This is a genomic window from Actinoallomurus bryophytorum (assembly GCF_006716425.1).
In the GTDB taxonomy this organism is placed as follows: domain Bacteria; phylum Actinomycetota; class Actinomycetes; order Streptosporangiales; family Streptosporangiaceae; genus Actinoallomurus; species Actinoallomurus bryophytorum.
Window position 1 is genome coordinate 4082610 of sequence record NZ_VFOZ01000001.1, and the last position, 19804, is coordinate 4102413.

A 19804-nucleotide genomic window follows, 5' to 3' on the forward strand; every position below is an offset into this window, starting at 1 on the left:
CTACTGGCGAGTAGGTAGACAGCGTACGATCGGCACATGACCCCAGACTTTCCTCTGTACGAACTCTCCGAAGAGCACCGGCTCCTGCGGGAGACGGTCCGGGCTCTCGCCGACGACAAAATCGCGCCGACGGCGGCGGAGACCGACGAGACCGCGGAGTTTCCGCAGGTCGCGTACGAGGCACTGGTCCAGGCTGAACTGCACGCCGTGCACATCCCGGAGGCGTACGAGGGCGCCGGCGCCGACGCCCTCGCCACGGCGATCGTGATCGAGGAGGTCGCACGGGCGTGCGCCTCCTCGTCCCTGATCCCCGCTGTCAACAAGCTCGGCACCGTACCGATCCTGCTCTCTGGCTCGGAGGACCTGAAAAAACGGTACCTGAGTGCCGTCGCGCGTGGTGAGGCGCTGTTCTCGTACGCGCTGTCGGAGCCGGAGGCGGGCAGCGACGCGGCGGCGATGAAGACCAAGGCGGTCCGCGACGGCGACCACTGGGTGCTGAACGGCACCAAGCGATGGATCACCAACGCCGGCGTCTCGGAGTACTACACGGTGATGGCGGTCACCGACCCGTCGCAGGGCGCCCACGGCATCTCGGCCTTCGTCGTGGAGAAGAGTGACGCGGGTGTGAGCTTCGGCGCGCCGGAGAAGAAGCTCGGCATCAAGGGCTCACCGACGCGCGAGGTCATCATGGACGACGTGCGCATCCCGGCCGACCGGATCATCGGGGAGGAGGGCACCGGCTTCAGGACCGCCCTCGCCACCCTCGACCACACGCGCGTCACCATCGCGGCACAGGCGCTGGGCATCGCCCAGGGGGCACTCGACTACGCGGTCGGATACGTCAAGGAGCGCAAGCAGTTCGGCCAGCCGATCAGCGACTTCCAGGGCGTCCAGTTCATGCTGGCCGACATGGCGATGAAGCTGGAGGCGGCCCGGCAGCTCACGTACGCGGCCGCGGCCCAGTCCGAGCGCGCGATCCTGGGTGCCAGGCAGAAGGACCTGACCTTCATCTCGTCGGCCGCCAAGTGCTTCGCCTCCGACGCCGCGATGGAGATCACGACCGACGCGGTGCAGCTGCTGGGCGGCTACGGCTACGTACGGGACTACCCGGTCGAGCGGATGATGCGGGACGCCAAGATCACCCAAATCTACGAGGGCACCAACCAGATCCAGCGCGTCGTCATGGCCCGCCAGCTCCTGACGTAGGCCACCGACCGCATGTATCGGCCGTTATTCGGTGGCGCGATGCGAAGGGATCCGCAGACTGGGACCATGCAGAAGGTCGATGTCCGATCGTGCTTCGAGGCCACCGGCGTCGTCCGCCTCGGCAGCGCGTTCACTGCCGGCCAGGCGGCTGCCATGCGAAACGCGATGTGGCGGCACGCCGAGCGCCAGGCCGGGCTCCGGCCCGCCGACCCCGCCGATCGGGCGGGCTCGCCCGTCCTGAACTGGCAGGGATTGAGCCGTGACCCGGTGTTCAGGCCTCTTGCGGACAACCAGGCGGTGAGCGGTGCCTTGGACGCGGTCTTCGGGGCCGGCGGCTGGCGGCGTCCGCGGCCCGGTGCCCAGATCCTGTTCTCCCTTCCCGAACCGGACCCGTGGGTCCTGCCGGACGGCTGGCACATGGACTGCGGTTTCGACCATGCGACCTGGCCGGTGCCGGCGGTCAAGCTGTTCGCGTTCGTCGGCGAGGTCGGCCCGCGAGGGGGCGGCACAATGGTGCTATCCGGCACGCATCGGCTGGTCGACCGCTACCGGGAGGCCTTGCCTGCGCCGGTCGGTGCCGGCAGGGAGAACTGGCTCGCGTTCATGCGTCATCATCCGTGGCTGGCTCGTCTTCTCGACGGGGCCGGTCTGCCGGACCACGGCCGGCCACTGGTCGGTGAGGCGGGCGCGATCGACGGAGTGCCGGTCCAGGTCGTCGAGCTGACCGGATCGCCGGGTGACGTCGTGATCACCCACCTGCACGTTTTTCACGCCCGCTCGCCCGATACCGGCCCTGCTCCCCGCCTGATGCTGGGCAAGGAGATCCGCCGGGCCTGATCTCCGGGTTCCGTTGGTCTCCGGCAGACGCGGCGGTACTGCTGCCGGCGCTCATGCGGTTCCCCCTGGGCTCTCGAGGATTTTTCGAGGCCGCAGCCGTACTTAGCGCGTCATTCAGCCGTTCGGCCGTGAACGTAGACGGCGTGGCCGTAGGAGCCTTCGGGCTGCTTGGCCAGGAGTGGAGGAAGGCGCCGGGTCACCGTCGCGACGGCCTCGGAACGGGTGGTGGCGTCGTGTGCCGCCTTGTCGATCCACAGCTGCGTCATCCAGATCGTGTCCGGGTCCTCAGGGGCTGTGTTGATGCTGTATGTCAGCAGACCGCTGTCGTCACCCCCGGCGCGGAACCCTTCCTGGAGCAGGGCGACCAGCTCGTCGCGCCGTCCGGATACCGCGGTCATACGTCCGTAGACGCTGAACATGTTCGCACCGGACACGCGTTCATCCTTTCGCCGGAACCACCGCGGTCAGCTTAGTCGTCGCCTCCGTCCTCATACCGGCCGGTGTGTACGGCGATGCAGCACTCCGGTCAGCCGTGGTCCCGGCCATACCTTGGTAGGATGGATGTATGGCGTCCGAAAAGGTCACCGTCACCATCCCCGCCGAGGTGCTCGGTCCGGCGCGGGAGAGCGCCGGGGGCAATCTCTCCGCGTACGTGGCGCGTGCGCTTCGAGCTCAGCTCGTGCACGAGGCCATGGACACACTCGCCGAGGACATGGAGGCCAATCCGGGCTTCCGGTTGGCCCATGACGAGTGGCTGGCCGACATGCAGGCGGAACAGACCGCGATCGGTGATGACCGGAGCGGTGGGCCGGCTGCGTGAGGCGTGGTGAGATCTGGCGCATCAAGGGGCCGCTCCGCCGCGAGCACATCGTTCTGGTCGTCGGCAGCGATGCCCTGGCCAAGATGTATCCCACCGTCCAGGTCGTTCCGATCTTCGACCCGGGCACGGCACGGGACACGCTCGTCACGGTGACGCTGCCCGACAAGCCGCGGGCCGGGGTGGCTCTCGTACCCGGTGTGCACCCCGTCCGTCGTGAGGACGCTCCGCTCGAACGCCTCGGACAGGTGGACGCGGATGTCATGGACCGGGTCGACATCGCCTTGCGCGCCGTCTTCGACCTCTGACCGGCTCAAAGATCTCCGTCGTCGGGGACCACGACGAGCGTCTGCCGGCAGCCGGCGCAGTTCACGTCCGTGTACGACGAAGGGCGTGAAGTGACCGGCCAGATCGCCTCGCAATCGTGGGCGCTGTGGAGAATGTGGTACGTCAGGCAGCTGGCACATCTGATGACATAGCCCTTGGGAATATGCCCGCCGTTCTTGAGCTGGCGGTATTCCGCCCGCATGGCGCGCCCCCAGGTCGACGGCAGTCCGGTGATTCCGGTGAGCACGCTCTTCGTCGAGTCGGATACGGAGCCGTGCATCGATAACGTCTCGGACCAGGTGAGATGCCGTAACCTCCCCTCTGGGCAGCTGGTGCACGGAGACCCTTCGGCCCGGTAGTGATCACGGTAGGACCAATGAGGCATCTGGGCCCTCCCACTTCTTTCCGGCACCTTTTCAGGAGTAGCTAACTGCCGGAGAAGGAGAACCGCTATCCAGGCGGTACGGGATTGACCCCGTACGCGTCAGCGTGATAGCCGGATGTCAGGCGATGCGGATAATGACTTTTCCGAATGTGTCTTCGCCGATGTAGCAGGCGTAGGCCTCGCGCGCCTCGGCGAAGTCGAAGACCCGGTCGATGACCGGCCGCAGGTGGTGTGCCGACACCGCCCGGTTCATCGCCTCGTGGTCCGTACGGTTGCCGACGAAGATCCGCCGGATGGTCGCCAGGGAGGACTGGTAGGCGTCGGCCGGGATCTCGATGCCCGATCCGCGGTCGCCGATCGTGTCGGACACCGTGAGGAGCACGACCTGGGCGTAGAACGCCGCGGACCGGATCGACTGCTCGATGGTGGCCGGTCCGTTCGTCTCGACGACGAGGTCCGCGCCCTGCCCGCCGGTGACCTCGCGTACCGCCCGCCACCACTGCGGCGTCTCGGTGTAGTCGATGACGTGGTGCGCGCCCAGCTCGCCGAGCCGTGCGGCCTTGGCGGCGCTGGAGGTGGTGGAGACGACCCGGCACCCCATCGCGCGGGCGAACTGGAGCGCGAACAGGGAGACGGCCCCGGTGCCGAGAGTCAGGACCGTCTGCCCGGGGCGGAGCGGCTCACCGCCGACGAGGGAGTTCCACGCGGTCAGCGCGGCGCACGGAAGGGTGGCCGCCTCCTCCCAGGTCAGGTGGTCGGGTACGGCGACCGCCCATTCCTGGTCCAGCAGCGCGTACTCGGTGAGCATGCCGTCCAGGGTGCAGCCGAGCTGGTCGGCGAGGTCCGGCCGTAGCCGGCCGTCGTGCCAGCGGGGCCAGTAGCCGCCGACGACACGGTCGCCCACCGCGAAGCGGGTCACCTTCTCGCCCACGGCGACGACCTCGCCCGCTCCGTCGCTGACCGGGATCACACCCGGCGTGAGCGGGAGCGGATAGCGCTGGTGCAGGATCAGCGCGTCGCGCCGGTTGAGCGAGACCGCGCGGACCCGGACCACGATCCCGGTCGGCCCCGGCTCCGGCTCGGCGGCCTCGTGCGGCATGATCCCGTCGATCCGGCCGGGCTTGTCCAAACGGTAGGTGCGCATGTATCTCCTGCCTGCGGGCAGGGGCCGGGGCGGCCCTTGCCACTGGGGATACGGCGATCGTCCGGCCATGCGCCAGGTCCGGCAATACCTCGCGGGGTATGGCCGACCTGCACAGACTCGGCCAGGACACGGCACCGGAACGGCGAGCCTGCGACGCGGCGGTGCGGATCACGGCGCAGGCGAAGGGCCCTGCCGCGGCCGGCACCGCGTCGGAACGGGCCCCGCGTCCCATGTGGACGACGGGACGCGGCGGGCATCCCGTACGGCGACGGCCCGAGCCGTACCTGGAGGTGTCCGGCCGCACGGCGCGGCGACCGGCGCGCGGGGAACGGCTACTCGGGGCGGTGCATCTCCCGTGTGCCGCCGCTCTCGTCCGGCGGGATGAAGGGCGACGACCGGCGGCCGTACGGCTGCTGCTGCTGTTGCGTCGGCTCGTAGAGCGGGTCGTAGCTGGTCCGCTGCGGGTCGTACCCGCCCTGCTGGGATCCGTACACCGGGGCGGCGGGCTCGTCGCGGGCCGCGTGGCGCGCGCCGCCGCCGTAGCCCGGGTCGCCGCCCGTCTCGCGGTACGGCTCGGATGATTCGGGCAGGCCGTACTCGTAACCGGAGTCGGAGTCGTCCGTCTTATGCGCGTGCCAGCGGGACGGGAAGAACGAGGCGAACAGCAGTCCCACCCCGGCGAAGAGGATGAAGCCCTCGTCCTGGAGCCCGGCGAGCGTGACGCGCTGCTCCTTGAAGGGGAAGCGGTTGATCAGGTCGGCGTTCGTCTTCTGCGACACGAAGAAGACCGCGCCGGCGGCGGTGAGCACGATGCCACCGATGAGCGAGGCGAGCGGGGAAAGGCGCGAGGCGGCGAGGATGGCGAAGACGATCGCGGCGCCGGCGAGCAGGCCCCCGCCGATCCACTTGTCCTGCTTGTGGAACTGCGCGACATAGCCGTGCTGCAACCGGTAGGTGCCGAAGATCAACAATGCGGCGAGGGCGGCGGTGAGAACCACCCCCGCGAAGAAGCCCCAGGTGTGGCGAGCGCCGTTGGACATCGCTACTCCTCCAGAGTGGCCGCGACCCGCGCGATCCGGCGTTAGATCAGCAGGTTAGTGGCCAATCGCCTTTTTTGGGGGGAAGTGGAGGCTAACGTTTCGGATAGCGATGATCACTTACAGAGATTCTGGGTGGCGGTCTTCGCATTGATCGCCTGGCCCGAACCCGTGGGTGAGGCGGACGGGCCGGCGGCCACCTTGACCTGCTTCGCGCCGCTCCAGGAAGGGCCGACGATCAGCTGCAACCGAGAGCCGAGCGACGACACCGCCTTCAGCTTCGCACCCGGGACGGCGGCCTTCAGGGTCTTGGCGGAGTCCGCCCGGCCGGGGCCGTACTGGATGACCGTGGTCGTGGCACCGTGCCGGGTGCCCGGGGCGACGCTCGTGCCGAAGCCGATCTTGTGGAGCTGGCCGGCGGCCCTGGTGGCGAGCCCGAGCGTGCCGACGCCGTTGATCACCCGTACGTCGATCTGACCCGGCGCGACGGTGAGGCCGCCCGGCTTCGCCGTCGAGGAGGCGGTCGGCGTGGGCTTCGGCGGCTGGATGATCGGTTTGTCGTCCTCGATCTCCTGGAAGAGCCGGTCGCCCGCCTTCTGGTCCCACAGCACCGTCGACTGCTGCTGGCCGCCGATCGGGACCATGTAGTTGGAGTTGGACAGCGGCACCGTGGCGAAGGCGATGCTGTCGGTGCTCATGCCCTTCATCTGCATGGCGAGCGCGGTGAGAGTGCTCTTCGAGAGCCCTTTGTCCGCGCGGATCGCATCCAGTGAGGCGCTCAGGAAGGCGGGGAACTTCGCGGGCTCGCTCAGCGCCTTGTGCACCACCGCCGACATGAACTGCTGCTGCCGGTCGATCCGCCCGAGGTCGCTGCCGCCGGTCAGGGTGTAGCGGGCGCGGGAGTAGGCCAGCGCGGCGGGACCGTCGACGTTGCTCTTGCCGGCCGGCAGCCGCAGGCCGCTCTTCGGGTCGTTGATCGGCTGTTCGGTGCAGACCGTGACGCCGCCCAGGGCGTTCACGACCTTGAGGAAGCCGAGGAAGTTGACCTCGATGTAGTGGTCGACGTGCACCCCGGTGGCGCGCTCGACCGTCTGCACGGTCAGGGGCGCCCCGCCGTACATGTACGCCCAGTTGAGCTTGCCCTGGCGTTCGCCGACGTTGGCGCCCTTGGCGCCCTCGGACCCGTTGGAGTGGTGCCCGGGGATCGTCACGAGCGAGTCGCGCGGCAGGCTCACGACGGTGATCTTGTCGTGCTTGGAGGAGATGTGGACCAGCATCATCGTGTCCGAGCGCTGGCCGCCGACCTTGCCCAGATGTAGCTGGTTGATCTGCTGGTCGCTCAGGCCCTCGCGGCGGTCGACGCCGGCGAGCAGGATGTTCATCGAGCCCTCGGGGCCGGAGTCCGGGCGGTTCTTCAGCCCGTCGAAGGCGTTGACCCGCTCCACGTTGCTGAGGACGTAGTCCTGGAACACCCACCCGCCGCCGGAGAACAGCAGGACGACCGCGGACATCGCACCCGTCGCGACGATGCCACGGCGGTGGCGGCGCGCGCCGCGCGTGTAGGTCCTGTGGGGCGGGCGTTCGATCTTGACGTGGGTCGCCTCCGCGTCGCCGACAGCGACGCCTTCGGGCTGTTCTACCGCGTCATCGTCACCGGGAGCACCCGGGCGGGGGCGGAAGTATCGCTCTTGCGGGTCGGACTCGGTGTCTTCTGACATGCCGCCTACGCCTCCCCGAGGTGCGAAGTGTTGCCTACATTGCGGCGTACCTCGCGTTCGTACGTTACCGTGGCGCCGTCATGAATCCCTCGACTAACACACCCCCTGCCGGAAACCGCGTGTGGCCGGCGGTGTCAGTGATCATGCCGGTGCTCAACGAGGAGCGGCACCTCGCCGAAGCGGTCGCCGCCGCCCTCGACCAGGAGTATGCCGGTGAGCTGGAGCTCGTGCTGGCCATCGGCCCATCTCGCGACCGGACGCAGGAGATCGCGGAAAAGCTCGCCGCCGACGACCCGCGCATCGTCATCGTGCCGAACCCCACGGGCCGTACGCCGCAGGGACTGAACGCCTGCATCAAGGCGTCTCAGTACTCCATCGTCGTACGGGTCGACGGCCACTCACTGCTCCCCCCGGACTACGTACGCGCCGCGGTCGAGACCCTCGAGGAGACCGGTGCCGACAACGTCGGCGGCATCATGGCCGCCGAGGGCGTCACGCCGTTCGAGAAGGCCGTGGCCCGCGCGATGACCTCCAAGATCGGCATCGGCAACGCCCCGTTCCACACCGGTGGCGGCGCGGGCGAGGCCGACACGGTCTACCTGGGCTCGTTCCGGCGCAGCGCGCTCGAGCGCGTCGGCGGCTACGACGAGACCTTCGTCCGCGCGCAGGACTGGGAGATGAACCACCGGATCCGCCAGACCGGCGGCAAGGTCTTCTTCACTCCCCGCATGCACGTGACCTACCGGCCCAGACCGAACACCAGGGCGCTGGCCAAGCAGTTCTTCCACACCGGCCGCTGGCGGCGGGTCGTGGGACGCGAGCACCAGGGCACGCTCAACCTCCGCTACCTCGCCCCGCCGATCGCCGTCGTGGCGATCGTGGTCGGCGTCGTCGCGGGTGCGCTGGGCTTCTGGCCGGCCTGGATCCTGCCGGGAGGGTACGCCGCCGCGATCATCGCCGGATCGGTGCCGACCGGCCGTGGCCTGCCGCTCTCGGGCTGGCTGCGGTTGCCGCTCGTCTACGCGACGATGCACCTGTCGTGGGGCTTTGGCTTCCTGGTCAGTCCGCCGAGCCTGGGGCGTTCTCGCGAGACGTGATCTGCTCGGCGACGATCAGGTCGACCGGATGGGTGATCTTGATGTTCTGCTCGCTGCCCTCGACCACCACGATGGGCACGCCGGGCAGATAGCGGTGCACGACGCCACAGTCGTCGGTCGGCGCGTTGCGGGTGAACTCCGGGTCGGCCAGCGCGCGCTCGTACGCGCCGCGGATCGTGCCCAGCCGGAACCCCTGCGGTGTCTGGAAGCGGCGCAGGCTGTCGCGGCGCGGCATCTCCACGATCCGGCCGTCCTCGACCACGACCACCGTGTCCGAGGACGGCACCGCTACCGCGACCGCCTCGGCGTCGCCGAGGACGGCGACGCACTCGGCGATGATCCGTCCGTCCACGAACGGGCGGGCGGCGTCGTGGAAGAGCACGCGTTCGCCGTCCGGCCGTGCCTCCAGCGCCGACAGCGCGCGTCGCGTGGAGTCCGTACGGCTAGCGCCACCCTCGATGACGGCGGTGACCTTGGCGTACGGCCCGGCGGCAAGCTCCGCCGCGGCCAGGTGCCCTGGGGCCATCACCACGAGGATCTCGTCGATCTGCGGGGCCGCGTCGAACGCGCCGATCGCACGCGCGAGGATCGAGCGGCCGCCCACCGAGGCGAGCTGTTTGGGAGCCTCGAGGCCGAGCCGCCGGCCCGTTCCTCCGGCCAGGACCACCGCGGTCGTCCTCATGGGCCTCATGGCCCGAAATTCTACTGTCCGCCGTTGGGGATCACGGGTCGCGAGCGGCGGTAACCTATGGGGAATCTCCATCCGACCGGCGGACGAACGGATGTTTACGCCAAAGCAGCGGCCGGGTGACCGGCGCGGTATGGTCGGCGCTCGTATCTCGCGGCGTTCGCCGTAGAAGACCCCCAAAACCTGAAGGACTGTTGAGATGACGTTCGGAGGGCGCCGATGACGTTGGCACTGGTTGTCGCGACAGAAACGGTCGCGACCGGATCCTCGCCGACGGCCGGCCTGGCGCTTCGAAGCGGCAGTGTCATCGGCCACCTGCTCGGGCAGCTCGAGTCGCTCGAGGTGGCGGACCGCCGTGTGATCACCCGTCCGGACAACTCCGCCGAGCTGCGCGAGCTCGGTTGCGAGGTGATCGAGTCCAAGGGACTCGCCGAGGACCTGAGAGAGATCGCGCGGGTGGCACGTGAGGCCACCGAACCCATCCTGATCGTGCACGGTGACGTCGTGGCCCACCGCGAGGTGTTCGCCCGGCTCGTGCTCAACTCCAAGGCTCCCGCCTCCGCGGCCGCCACGCGGGTGAAGCCGATCAGTGACTCGCCCAACCGGCCCGTGATGAGAATCCGGCGCAGCCGCATCGCCTCGGCGGGCACCCGTTACCACCAGGTGACGGACCCGAACGCCATGTTCCGCGGCGTGCTGAGAGTGGGCGAGGAAGAGACCGCCACCCTCGCCGACGTGGCCGAGCGGTTCGCCGAGCTCGCCGACCTGCCGGACGGCCTGACCGAGATCAGCCCGGTCCGCATCCTCTGGCAGAGCCCCGACGAGATCGCCGAGCTCCTGGGCGAGGCCGAGGCACAGGACACCGGCCTGCCCGCGGCCCTCACCAGCACCCCGGTCATCGGCGACGACGCCCCCGCCCTGCTGCTCACCGGCATGGTGCGCTCGGGTGTCAAGGTCACCGCCCGCGGCAGCCGTGAGCTGGTCTGCGAGCGCGTTCTCGACCAGGAGCAGGCCGACGCGGCCCAGCAGGCCGTGGACGCGGTCGACGAGGACCGCGTACGGCTCAACACGGCCGTGAAGAACAACGACGGCTTCTTCACCACCTACGCGGTGAGCACCTACTCGCGCTTCATCGCCCGCTGGACCGCCAGGCGCGGATGGACCCCGAACGGCGTCACCGCGATCTCGATGGGCATCTCGGTGGTGGCCGCGGCGTTCTTCGCGACCGGGGAGCGGTGGGGCATGCTCCTCGGCGGGATCAGCCTCTACTTCGCCTTCGTCTTCGACTGCGTCGACGGGCAGCTGGCCCGCTACAGCCGGCAGTTCAGCACGCTGGGCGCCTGGCTCGACGCGACGTTCGACCGGGCCAAGGAGTACACCGTCTTCGCCGGGCTGGCGGTCGGGTCGACCGCGGCCGTGGCGGGCAGCTCCGTACACGGCGGCGACGTCTGGTACCTCGCGGTCGCCGCGCTGACCCTGCAGACCTGCCGGCACATGGTCGACTTCTCGTTCGGCGCGTCCAAGCGGCGCAAGGCGCCGGAGCCGCTCCCGGTGGTCCCCCTGGGGATGCCGGACGACAGCATGCTCGACGAGCCCGAGCCCGCGAAGAGCCGTCCCAAGGGCGGCGGCGTGAGCCACCTCGCGGTCTGGCTGTCGGCGCGTTCGGAGAAGATCCGGGTCTTCCACTGGTTCAAGAAGATCATCGTGCTGCCGATCGGCGAGCGGTTCGCGCTCATCGCGCTCACCGCGATGTTCTTCAACGCGAAGGTGACGTTCATCGCGCTGCTCACCTGGGGCACGCTCGCCGCCTGCTACACCATCGGCGGCCGTTTCCTCCGGTCACTGACCCAGCCCAGGACGGCCCGCATCAATGCCTGAGACCACAATTGAAACGCAGGGAGTGAGCGACCAGTGAGCACCGTGCTTCCTGGGGGTATGTCATCAGGGGCGGCGCCCCAGCGGAAGGACGCGCCGAGTGAGGCGTTCACCTTCCACGGCGACCGGCTGGTCGCCTACCGCGACGACGGGCCGATCTCCAAGACGCTCGGCCGGCTGAGCGGCGGCCAGCTCCCGCCCCTGCTCCCGCTGCTCGTGGCCGCCATCGTCACCGGCATCCTGCTGATCGCCGGGGTCAACGGCCAGACCAGCCCGGCGATCTTCGCTCCGGTGCTGGCCCTCCTGCTCGCCGGCCCCGCCGCGACCCACCCGCACAGCGGCCGCCTCGACTGGCTCGTGCCGCCGATCATGCGGGCGATCGAGTACGTCTACCTGGCGACGCTGGCCTTCGCGCACGACGTGTCCAAGCCGCTGACGTACGCCTTCATCGGCGTGCTCGCCTACCACCACTACGACACCGTCTACCGCACGCGGCAGAGGTTGTGGCCGGCCAGGTGGGTCTTCGTCGCCGGTCTCGGCTGGGACGGCCGGCTGCTCATCGCGGCCGTGGCCACCCTCGCGGGCGTACTGCCGATCACCATCGCGGTGCTCACCGTCTACCTCGGGCTGCTGTTCGGCATCGAGAGCGTCTACACCTGGACGCGTACCGGTACCGGCAAGGGCGTCATGGTCAACCTCGAGGACGACGGAGAGTCGCCGCCCTCGGCCGAGGAGACCGCAGCAGAAGAAGCCGCAGAGCGCGCCGCGGCCAAGGAAACTCAGGAGACCGTCTGATGATCGGCATGGTTCTCGCCGCCGGCGCGGGGCGCCGGCTCCGCCCGTACACCGACACGCTCCCCAAGGCACTCGTGCCCGTCGACGGCGAGACGACGATCCTGGACATCGCGCTCGGCAACCTCGCCGAGGTCGAGCTCACCGACGTCGTCATCGTCGTGGGCTACTGCGCGGGCGCGGTCGAGGAGCGCAAGGCCGACCTGGAGAGCCGGTACGGCGTCGACATCACGCTCGTGCACAACGACAAGGCCGAGGAGTGGAACAACGCCTACTCCATGTGGCTGGCCCGCGAGTACTTCAGCGAGGGCCTGCTCATGGTCAACGGCGACACCGTGCACCCGGTGAGCGTCGAGCGGACCCTGCTCGGCAACCGCGGACCGGACATCCTGCTCGCCGTGGACGATGTGAAGAAGCTCGCCGACGAGGAGATGAAGGTCATCCTCGACGCCGACGGGCACCTCGAGCGCATCACCAAGCTGATGGACCCGGCGAGCGCGAACGGTGAGTACATCGGCGCCACGCTGCTGGAGCCGGCCGCCGCCGAGCCGCTGGCCGCCGCGCTGAAGGCCACGTGGGAGCGCGACCCGGACCTCTACTACGAGGACGGTTACCAGGAGCTGGTGAACCGCGGCGGCAAGATCTCGGTGGCGCCGATCGGCGCTATCGACTGGGTCGAGGTCGACAACCACGACGACCTGGAGAAAGCCCGCCGGATCGCCAAGGCCTACTGAGATGCCCCTGCTCTCGCGGATGCTCCCCGCTCCGCTGTCGATCGACGTACGCCGGGGCGCGATCGCCCACCTCGGCGAGCTCCTCGCCGACCGGCGCATCGCGACCGAAGGCCGGGTGGCCATCGCGGTCGGACCCGGCCAGGGCGACCAGATCGCCGAGCACGTACGGCCCGGCCTGGCCGAATGCGAGGTGTTCCGGGTCGAGGGCGCCTCCGTGGACGCGGCCATGGCGCTGGGTTCCCGGCTGCGCGGCGGATCGTACGAGGCGGTCGTCGGCATCGGCGGCGGACGGACGATCGACGCCACCAAGTACGCCGCGACGCTCGCCGGCATGCCGATGGTCTCCGTCGCGACCAACCTCTCCCACGACGGCATCTGCTCTCCCACCGCGTCGCTGGAGCACGAGAAGGGCAAGGCGTCGTTCGGCGTGACGATGCCGCTCGCCATGATCGTGGACCTGGACTACGTGCATGCCGCGCCGGAGCGCCTCGTGCGTGCCGGCATCGGTGACGTGCTGAGCAACTTCTCCGCGGTCGAGGACTGGGTGCTGTCGAACCGCGAGCAGGGCGACCCGATCGACCGGCTCGCGCTGACGTTCGCGAGAGTCGCCGCCGAGGCGCTCCTCTACCAGCCCCGGTCGATCGACTCGGACGAGTTCCTGACCGTGCTGGCCGAGGGGCTCGTGCTGTCGGGGATGGCGATGTCGTTCGCCGGCTCCTCGCGACCGGCGAGCGGCGGCGACCACGAGATCCTGCACGCCATCGACCACCTGTTCCCCGGCACCGCCAACCATGGCGAACTCGCCGGTCTCGGAGCGGCGTTCTGTTACCACCTGCGCGCGACGCATCTGGGCGAGGGCGCCGAGCGCCTCGGCGAGATCGTGGCGAGCCTCGACCGTCATGGGTTGCCCAAGACTCCCCATGACGTCGGCCTGACCGCGGAGCAGTTCGCACAGGCGGTGGCGTACGCTCCCCAGACCCGGCCCGGCCGGTACACCATCCTGGAGCATCTCGCCCTGGACGAGAGTGCCCTGCTGAAAGCGGTACGTGAATATGTCGGCACCTTCGCTGGATGAGGTCAGGGCGGGCGGTCAGCCCCCCGGCCTGAAAGACCGGCGCAACGAGGAGCACTGGGCGGGGCGCCTTTACATGCGCAACGTCTCGCCCTACTTCACCTGGATGTTCGTCCGGATCGGGTTCAGCCCGAACCAGCTGACGTACATGATGATCGCCTGCGGGATGCTCGGCGGTGTGGCCGTCGCGGTGACCGGGCACGGCACCACCGGCCTCGTGTGGGCCATCGTGGGCGCGCTGCTCATCCAGGCCTACCTCCTGCTCGACTGCTCCGACGGCGAGGTCGCGCGGTTCCGCAAGCGCACCTCGATCACCGGCGTCTATCTCGACCGGATCGGGCACTACATGTCCGAGGTGACGCTGCTCATCGGGCTCGGCGTACGGGCCCAGGGCGCGTGGGAGAACGGCGGGTACGTCGAGCTCGGCCTGCTCGCGGCGCTCGGCGCCGCACTGATCAAGGCGGAGACCGACAACGTCGTGGTGGCCCGCGCCAAGTCGGGGCTGCCGGCCGACCCGGAGACCGGTGACCGCGCGCTGCGGCCCGAGTCGACCGGCCTGGCGCTGGCCCGCGAGGCCGTGTCGATGCTGAAGCTCCATCGGATCATCGGCGCCGTCGAGCTGTCGCTGCTGATCGTGGCCGCGTCGGTGGTCGACCAGGTGACGGGCGGGCTCACCGCCACCCGGGTGCTGACGGCCGCTGTCGCGATCGTGGCGGTGCTCCAGACGGGCCTGCACTTCGTGAGCGTCGTCGCCTCACGGAGGCTCAAGTGAGGATCTCCGTCGTCGTCCTCACGATGGGCAATCGCCCGGTCGAGCTGAAGAAGGCCGTCGACAGCGCCCTGACCCAGAAGGGCGTGGAGGTCGAGATCGTGCTCGTCGGCAACGGCGCCGACATCCCCGGCTCCTGGCCGGAGACCGTACGCGTCGTGCGGCTCCCGGAGAACGTCGGCATCCCGGCCGGCCGCAACCGGGGCGTCGAGGCCTCGACCGGCGACCTCATCCTGTTCCTCGACGACGACGGCTACTACGAGTCCACCGACCTCGGCGCCCACCTGCGGGACCGGTTCACGGCCGACCCGAAGCTGGGCATCGTCTCCTTCCGCGTGCGCGACCCGGAGGGCGGTCCCGGAGAGCGGCGGCACGTCCCGCGGCTGCGCGCCGGCGACCCGCTGCGGTCCTCGGAGGTCACGACGTTCCTGGGCGGGGCGTGCGCGGTGCGGCGCGCGGTGTTCGACGCCGCCGGCGGCCTGCCCGAGGACTTCTTCTACGCCCACGAGGAGACCGACCTCGCCTGGCAGGCGCTCAACGCCGGCTACCACATCGTCTACGACGCCGACTGCGTGATGTTCCACCCGGCCGTCGCGCCCACGCGGCACGCGATGTTCTACCGGCTCAACGCTCGCAACCGCGTCTGGCTGGCCCGGCGTAACCTGCCGTGGCCGGTCGCGTTCACGTACCTGACGGTCTGGATCGGGATGACCGTGGCGCGCGAGCGCAAGCTCGCCTCGCTGCGCCCGTGGTTCGGTGGCTTCCGCGAGGGCTGGCGCAAGCCCGCCGGCCCGCGCCGGCCGATCTCGTGGCGCACGGTCTGGCGGATGACACGCCTGGGCCGTCCTCCGGTCATCTGACAGGTCACCCGCCGCGACACGTACCGAGAAGACGTAGGTGGCCTCCGCGTGCCGCCGTAAGTCGGCGCGTGGCGGCGGTGGAAGACCGCGGCGAAACCCTCTGGGTCATGCCCTCACCACGCCACGGCGTGTTCAGGGTTGACCGGCTCTGTCATGTCGCCATCATCGGTGGCAGGCGTCCAACCCCGTTACGCTCGGCAGTTCCCGAGTGGTTGGAGGTGAGCACGGTCGAGTCCGCGCGGAGCCGATGGCGCGCCGTGCCGGGCGTTCTCGCGACCCTGGTCACCATCGTGTGCGGCGCGATACTGGCGGACCATCTCATCCTGCAGGCCGAATGGTGGCAGGTGAACCGGACGGTGACGCACGCACCGCGACCGCAGCTCGCCGATCTCGGGCCACCTCCCGGTCCCGTCACCATGAGCTGGCAGCTGAGCACCCCGGTCGGCGACAGCGAGCTGCCGGCGTACGACCGGGTCGCTTACGCGATCATGAACGGTGAGCTCGTCGTCGTGTCAGGACACGGCTTGACCGTCCGCGACGCGCGCACCGGCAGGGAACGCTGGCACTACTACCGAGGCCAGTGGTCGCTGCTCGGCTGGGCGCGTACCGGCCAGGTGCTCATCGCGTATCTCGAACGCACCGGCCACCGCGGCAAGCGCCTCATGGTCGGCCTCGACGCCGTGAGCGGCACCCTCCTGTGGCGGCAGCGCGGTGACCTGCCGGCCGCGACCGAGCGGACCACGCTGCGCTGGCCGGCGGGCGGCGGCGTGGTGATCGTCACCGAGGACGGGCGGCACACCCTGTACGGCCGTTCCGCCACGAGCGGCCGCCGGCTCTGGAGCAAACGACTCGCGCACGGCTGCCTGCTGCCCGAGGCGGTGCCGTACGGCTCTGGCAGCAGTGAGACCCTCGCCGCCTTCAGGCTCGACTGCGGTGCGCGAGACCGTACCCTCACCCTCGACCCGCGCACCGGCCGCACGCTGTTCGTCACGAACGCCGCTCACGCCGCCGTCTCGGTCGACGGCGACGTGACGGCCGTCTTCGACGGCTTCGGCCTCTACGCCTATGACCGGCGCGGCCACGCCTTCCTGATCCGTAAGGGTGAGGACGTCTGCCGCGAGATGTGCCCGATCGGGGTGACCGGCGGTCACCTCCTCGTCGCCTACGACCTCACCGGCCGGCCGGAGGACGGGATGGCGACGCGGCGGCTCGAGTCGGTGGAGATCGCGTCCGGCGCGATGTCCTGGCGCCGAGACATGTCCGGATACACCGCGCTGTCGGTCGCCGGCGGCCTCCTGTACGGCCTGCGCTCCCGGCTGGCCGACCCGTTACTGCCCGCCGGGATCGACGTGATCGATCCTGAGACGGGTGACGGCACGACGGTGCCCGCGCCGCTCGTGATGCGTCCGGGTCTGGACGGCGTGCGCCCCTGGCTCGCCGCGGGCGGCGGCCTGCTCTATGTGGCGGTACCCACGGCGCGCCCGCGCCCGTACGGCGGGGCGCGGCTGGTCGCGCTGCGCGGCGGGGTCCGCGGCACCGGGCCGCCGGAGCTCGCCGGGGTCCCGGCCCACGACTGGCCCGACGCCTGCGCGCTGCTGAGCAAGCAGGACCTTCCGCCCGGCTACTCCGAAGTGTCCTCATCGGCGCACGTCGAGGGGCTGCGCGTACCGGCCGGATGCACCTACCGGCAGCGGAGCCGGCGGGAGCGGGGCGCCTCCGCCGTCTCGGCGGGCCCGGAGCGGGAGGCGAGCACGCTGTCGGTCACGGTTCAGTGGGTCGCCGCCGACCCGAGCAGCGCCGCGGCGCTGTTCTGGGCCGCGCGCGACACCCTGAGCGGGGTGCGCGACCCGGTGAGCGCCGGAGACGCGGCGTACGGCCTGGGCGTCCCGTCGGGCACGGTCGTGATGAGGGTCGGCCGCACGATCGTCACGGTCACCGCCGGCCTCTCGAGCACGGCCAAGCACCTGGCCACCTTGATCGCGGCCCGCCTGCGCACCGGCAGCTGACGCGGGCCCGGTGTCAGACCTTGGCCGCGGCCCAGTCCTCGAGCTGGGCGACGAACAGGCGTGCCTGCTCGGGCCAGTGGTAGCGGGCACGCGCGGCCTCGTGACCGCGCTTGCCCATGTCGAGGCGGAGTGCCGGGTCGTCGCGCAGCCGCCGGACCGCGGCCGCGGTGGCCTGCGGGTCCTGGAACGGCACGACGAGCCCGCAGGCGCCCTGGGTGACGATCTCAGCGGCGATCGGGTTGGGCGTCGTGATGACCGGAAGGCCGCGCGCCATGTACTCCACGACCTTGGTCGGCATCGAGTGCCGGTAGTTCGGTGAGTCGTGCAGCAGGGCCAGCCCGGCGATCGCGCCTTCGGCCATGCGGAGCGCGCGGTCGTTGGGCACGAAGCCGTACCAGCGCAGGAGGCCGGTCCGCTGCGCCTCGCGCAACAGGGGCCGCACGCTCGCGTCCGCCGCGCCGATCAGCTCGAGCGTCACCCCGTCGTCGTGCAGCAGCCGGGCCAGCTCGATCAGGTCGGCCGCGCCGCGGGCCAGTGAGAGCTGTCCCACGTAGACCACCCGGTCATCGCCCGGCGGCGCGGGCGGGGAGTCCGGGACGTTCGTGGTGTTCGGCACGACCGGATGCCGTTCACGGAACCGCTCGCGGTAACCCTCCTCGGCCAGGAGCAGCTTCAGCCGCCGCTCGGCCCGACGCTCCAGCCGCCGTACGGCGAACCGCAGAGGTACGCGCAGAGGAGCCGGCAGCCAGCCCTTGGCGCCGAGCGCCGCGGCGGTGTCCTCGTGGACGTCCCAGACCGTACGGGAACGCAGCCGCCGCGGGACCGCGAGCAACAGCTCGGGATCGTGCAGCAGCACGAGGTCCGCGTCCCGGCCGCGCTCCTTGAGGATGCGCCGGGCGGCCCGCAGCGAGTGGAGCCGCCGGCGCCCGGTCGCGCGCGGCACGTCGACCGGAACGATCTCCGGCCATGGCGTGACGTTGCACGCGCGGAATGGCGCCATATACGTGACTTCATGGCCCGCGTCGAGCAATGCGCGAATCTGCCGGTGCAGAATTCGCGCGTCCTCTGGATGGTGGACGACCGTACAGACGAAAACCCGCATCGTTTTCACTTCACCGGGGAGTCTGGTGGTGAAAGGAAAACACCGGGTGAATTCCGCGCGGCCATCGGCTCAAAGCAATTCGACGCGCTCGGCCGCCGACTCGTCGGCCATACGGGTACCGCCGCGCGTGTCGAACAGCAGCCGCGCGTGACGCGTGAGGGTGTCGGTGTCGTACTCGGCGTGGTTGGTGAGCACCACGACGAGGTCGGCCTCGGCCAGCGCGGTGTAGAGCACACGGGCGCGCGGCACCGGTGTGCCGTCGACCTCCCAGTCCTCCACATGCGGATCGTGGAACGTCAGGTCGGCGCCCATCTTGCGTAGCCGGGCGGCGACCGGGCGGGCCGGCGACTCGCGCTGGTCGGCGATGTCGGCCTTGTAGGTCACGCCGAGCAGCAGGACCTTGGCGTTCTTTATCGCCCGGCCCTCCCGGTTGAGCAGGGCCTGGGCGCGTTCGACCACGTAGCGGGGCATCCGGTCGTTGATCTCTTGGGCGAGTTCGACGAAGCGGAACGGGTAGCCGAGCGACCGGACCTTGTAGGACAGGTAGTTCGGGTCGATCGGGATGCAGTGACCGCCGACGCCGGGCCCGGGGTAGAACGCCTGGAACCCGAACGGCTTGGTGGCGGCGCATCCGATCGCGTCCCACAGGTCGATGCCGAGCTCGTGGCAGAACACCGCCATCTCGTTGACCAGGGCGATGTTGACGTGCCGGTAGGTGTTCTCCAGCAGCTTGGCCATCTCGGCCTCGCGGGTGCCCTTGGCCTGCACGACCTGCTCGACGAACTTGCCGTAGAACCCGGCGGCCGCCGAAGCGCAGGCCGGAGTGAGGCCACCGACGATCTTGGGCGTGTTGGCGACGCCGTAGACCGGGTTGCCCGGGTCGATCCGCTCCGGTGAGAACGCCAGGTGGAAGTCATCGCCGGCCTTGAGCCCGGACTCTTCCAGGATCGGCCCGACGATCTCCTCCGTCGTGCCCGGGTAGGTGGTGCTCTCCAGGACCACCAGCGTGCCGGGGTTCAGGTGCCGCGCGACCGTCTGAGACGCCTTCTGCACGGCCGTAAGGTCCGGGCCGCCGTCGGCCGACAGGGGCGTGGGCACGCAGATCACGACGGTGCGCACGCCCTCGAGGATCGACTCGTCGCGGCTGGGCGTGAAGCCGGCCGCGAGCATCTCCTCGATCTCGGCCGGGCTGACGTCGTCGACATGGGAGAGCCCCGCCTTGAGCCCGGCCACGACGCGAGGGTCGCGGTCCAGACCGGCGACCTTAAGCCCGGCGCGGCACGCCTCCCGTGCGAGGGGGAGGCCGACGTATCCGAGTCCAATGACCACCAGGTCCAC

Annotated in this window: 20 protein-coding genes; 12 read left to right on the forward strand and 8 right to left on the reverse strand. The window is 70.1% G+C overall.

Annotation, left to right across the window (positions count from 1 at the left end; genetic code table 11):
- Positions 1 to 36: 36 nt before the first annotated feature.
- Both FB559_RS19325 and FB559_RS19330 read left to right on the forward strand, forming a co-directional pair.
- A complete protein-coding gene (locus tag FB559_RS19325; protein WP_141956925.1) occupies positions 37 to 1206 on the forward strand; it encodes an acyl-CoA dehydrogenase family protein in 1170 nt (389 codons plus the stop codon).
- 66 nt (positions 1207 to 1272) lie between these two features.
- Positions 1273 to 2043 carry a phytanoyl-CoA dioxygenase family protein gene (locus FB559_RS19330; protein WP_185792294.1) on the forward strand — a complete coding sequence of 257 codons (771 nt, stop codon included), beginning with the start codon at positions 1273 to 1275 and terminating at the stop codon, positions 2041 to 2043.
- Positions 2044 to 2153: 110 nt separating this feature from the next.
- Here FB559_RS19330 and FB559_RS19335 read toward each other — a convergent pair whose 3' ends face one another.
- Complete coding sequence (locus tag FB559_RS19335) at positions 2154 to 2477, reverse strand: putative quinol monooxygenase (protein ID WP_141956927.1); 324 nt, start codon at positions 2475 to 2477, stop codon at positions 2154 to 2156.
- 131 nt (positions 2478 to 2608) lie between these two features.
- On the opposite strand from FB559_RS19335, the gene FB559_RS19340 reads away from it, so the two are divergent.
- Both FB559_RS19340 and FB559_RS19345 read left to right on the forward strand, forming a co-directional pair.
- Positions 2609 to 2863, forward strand: a complete 255-nt coding sequence (locus tag FB559_RS19340) for a hypothetical protein (RefSeq protein WP_141956928.1) — start codon at positions 2609 to 2611, stop codon at positions 2861 to 2863.
- On the forward strand, positions 2860 to 3168 hold the full coding sequence (locus FB559_RS19345; RefSeq protein WP_141956929.1) for a type II toxin-antitoxin system PemK/MazF family toxin: 309 nt from the start codon (positions 2860 to 2862) through the stop codon (positions 3166 to 3168). The genes FB559_RS19340 and FB559_RS19345 overlap by 4 nt, the downstream gene beginning before the upstream one ends.
- Before the next feature lie 5 nt (positions 3169 to 3173).
- On the opposite strand, the gene FB559_RS19350 is transcribed toward FB559_RS19345, so the two are convergent.
- The 4 genes from FB559_RS19350 to FB559_RS19365 all read right to left on the reverse strand — a co-directional run bounded on the left by FB559_RS19350 (position 3174) and on the right by FB559_RS19365 (position 7471).
- Positions 3174 to 3434, reverse strand: a complete 261-nt coding sequence (locus FB559_RS19350; protein WP_185792295.1) for a hypothetical protein — start codon at positions 3432 to 3434, stop codon at positions 3174 to 3176.
- A 256-nt stretch (positions 3435 to 3690) separates the two neighbouring features.
- The gene (locus FB559_RS19355; RefSeq protein WP_141956931.1) at positions 3691 to 4716 is read right to left on the reverse strand and encodes a zinc-dependent alcohol dehydrogenase family protein; all 1026 of its coding nucleotides are present in this window, start codon (positions 4714 to 4716) and stop codon (positions 3691 to 3693) included.
- A 332-nt stretch (positions 4717 to 5048) separates the two neighbouring features.
- Positions 5049 to 5756, reverse strand: coding sequence for a hypothetical protein (locus FB559_RS19360; RefSeq protein WP_141956932.1), 708 nt, complete (start codon positions 5754 to 5756; stop codon positions 5049 to 5051).
- Between the two features lie 113 nt (positions 5757 to 5869).
- Positions 5870 to 7471, reverse strand: a complete 1602-nt coding sequence (locus FB559_RS19365; RefSeq protein WP_141956933.1) for an LCP family protein — start codon at positions 7469 to 7471, stop codon at positions 5870 to 5872.
- 80 nt (positions 7472 to 7551) lie between these two features.
- Here FB559_RS19365 and FB559_RS19370 point away from each other — a divergent pair, with 80 nt between their 5' ends.
- Positions 7552 to 8568 (forward strand): glycosyltransferase family 2 protein, encoded by a 1017-nt coding sequence (locus FB559_RS19370; protein ID WP_141956934.1) that lies wholly within the window; start codon positions 7552 to 7554, stop codon positions 8566 to 8568.
- Here FB559_RS19370 and ispD read toward each other — a convergent pair.
- Positions 8531 to 9259: a 2-C-methyl-D-erythritol 4-phosphate cytidylyltransferase gene (gene ispD, locus FB559_RS19375; protein ID WP_342780946.1), complete on the reverse strand. Its 729-nt coding sequence runs from the start codon at positions 9257 to 9259 to the stop codon at positions 8531 to 8533. The two genes, FB559_RS19370 and ispD, sit on opposite strands and share 38 nt — an antisense overlap.
- 216 nt (positions 9260 to 9475) lie before the next feature.
- Here ispD and FB559_RS46455 point away from each other — a divergent pair, with 216 nt between their 5' ends.
- From FB559_RS46455 to FB559_RS19410, 7 genes are all read left to right on the forward strand, one after another.
- On the forward strand, positions 9476 to 11134 hold the full coding sequence (locus FB559_RS46455; RefSeq protein ID WP_141956935.1) for a CDP-alcohol phosphatidyltransferase family protein: 1659 nt from the start codon (positions 9476 to 9478) through the stop codon (positions 11132 to 11134).
- A gap of 57 nt (positions 11135 to 11191) precedes the next feature.
- On the forward strand, positions 11192 to 11926 hold the full coding sequence (locus FB559_RS46460; RefSeq protein ID WP_185792296.1) for a DUF5941 domain-containing protein: 735 nt from the start codon (positions 11192 to 11194) through the stop codon (positions 11924 to 11926).
- Positions 11926 to 12657 (forward strand): phosphocholine cytidylyltransferase family protein, encoded by a 732-nt coding sequence (locus FB559_RS19390; protein WP_141956937.1) that lies wholly within the window; start codon positions 11926 to 11928, stop codon positions 12655 to 12657. The genes FB559_RS46460 and FB559_RS19390 overlap by 1 nt, the downstream gene beginning before the upstream one ends.
- Position 12658: 1 nt before the next feature.
- Positions 12659 to 13732, forward strand: coding sequence for an iron-containing alcohol dehydrogenase family protein (locus tag FB559_RS19395; RefSeq protein ID WP_141956938.1), 1074 nt, complete (start codon positions 12659 to 12661; stop codon positions 13730 to 13732).
- Positions 13710 to 14501: a CDP-alcohol phosphatidyltransferase family protein gene (locus FB559_RS19400; protein ID WP_141956939.1), complete on the forward strand. Its 792-nt coding sequence runs from the start codon at positions 13710 to 13712 to the stop codon at positions 14499 to 14501. Before FB559_RS19395 ends, FB559_RS19400 begins: the two co-directional genes overlap by 23 nt.
- A 23-nt stretch (positions 14502 to 14524) precedes the next feature.
- Positions 14525 to 15358: a glycosyltransferase family 2 protein gene (locus FB559_RS19405; protein WP_141961792.1), complete on the forward strand. Its 834-nt coding sequence runs from the start codon at positions 14525 to 14527 to the stop codon at positions 15356 to 15358.
- Positions 15359 to 15576: 218 nt separating this feature from the next.
- Positions 15577 to 17364: an outer membrane protein assembly factor BamB family protein gene (locus FB559_RS19410; RefSeq protein ID WP_185792297.1), complete on the forward strand. Its 1788-nt coding sequence runs from the start codon at positions 15577 to 15579 to the stop codon at positions 17362 to 17364.
- A 13-nt stretch (positions 17365 to 17377) separates the two neighbouring features.
- Here the strand turns inward: FB559_RS19410 and FB559_RS19415 are convergent, their stop codons facing one another.
- Both FB559_RS19415 and FB559_RS19420 read right to left on the reverse strand, forming a co-directional pair.
- The gene (locus FB559_RS19415) at positions 17378 to 18466 is read right to left on the reverse strand and encodes a glycosyltransferase (protein ID WP_141956941.1); all 1089 of its coding nucleotides are present in this window, start codon (positions 18464 to 18466) and stop codon (positions 17378 to 17380) included.
- A 69-nt stretch (positions 18467 to 18535) separates the two neighbouring features.
- Entirely contained in the window at positions 18536 to 19804 is a 1269-nt protein-coding gene (locus tag FB559_RS19420; RefSeq protein ID WP_141956942.1) for a nucleotide sugar dehydrogenase, read from the reverse strand.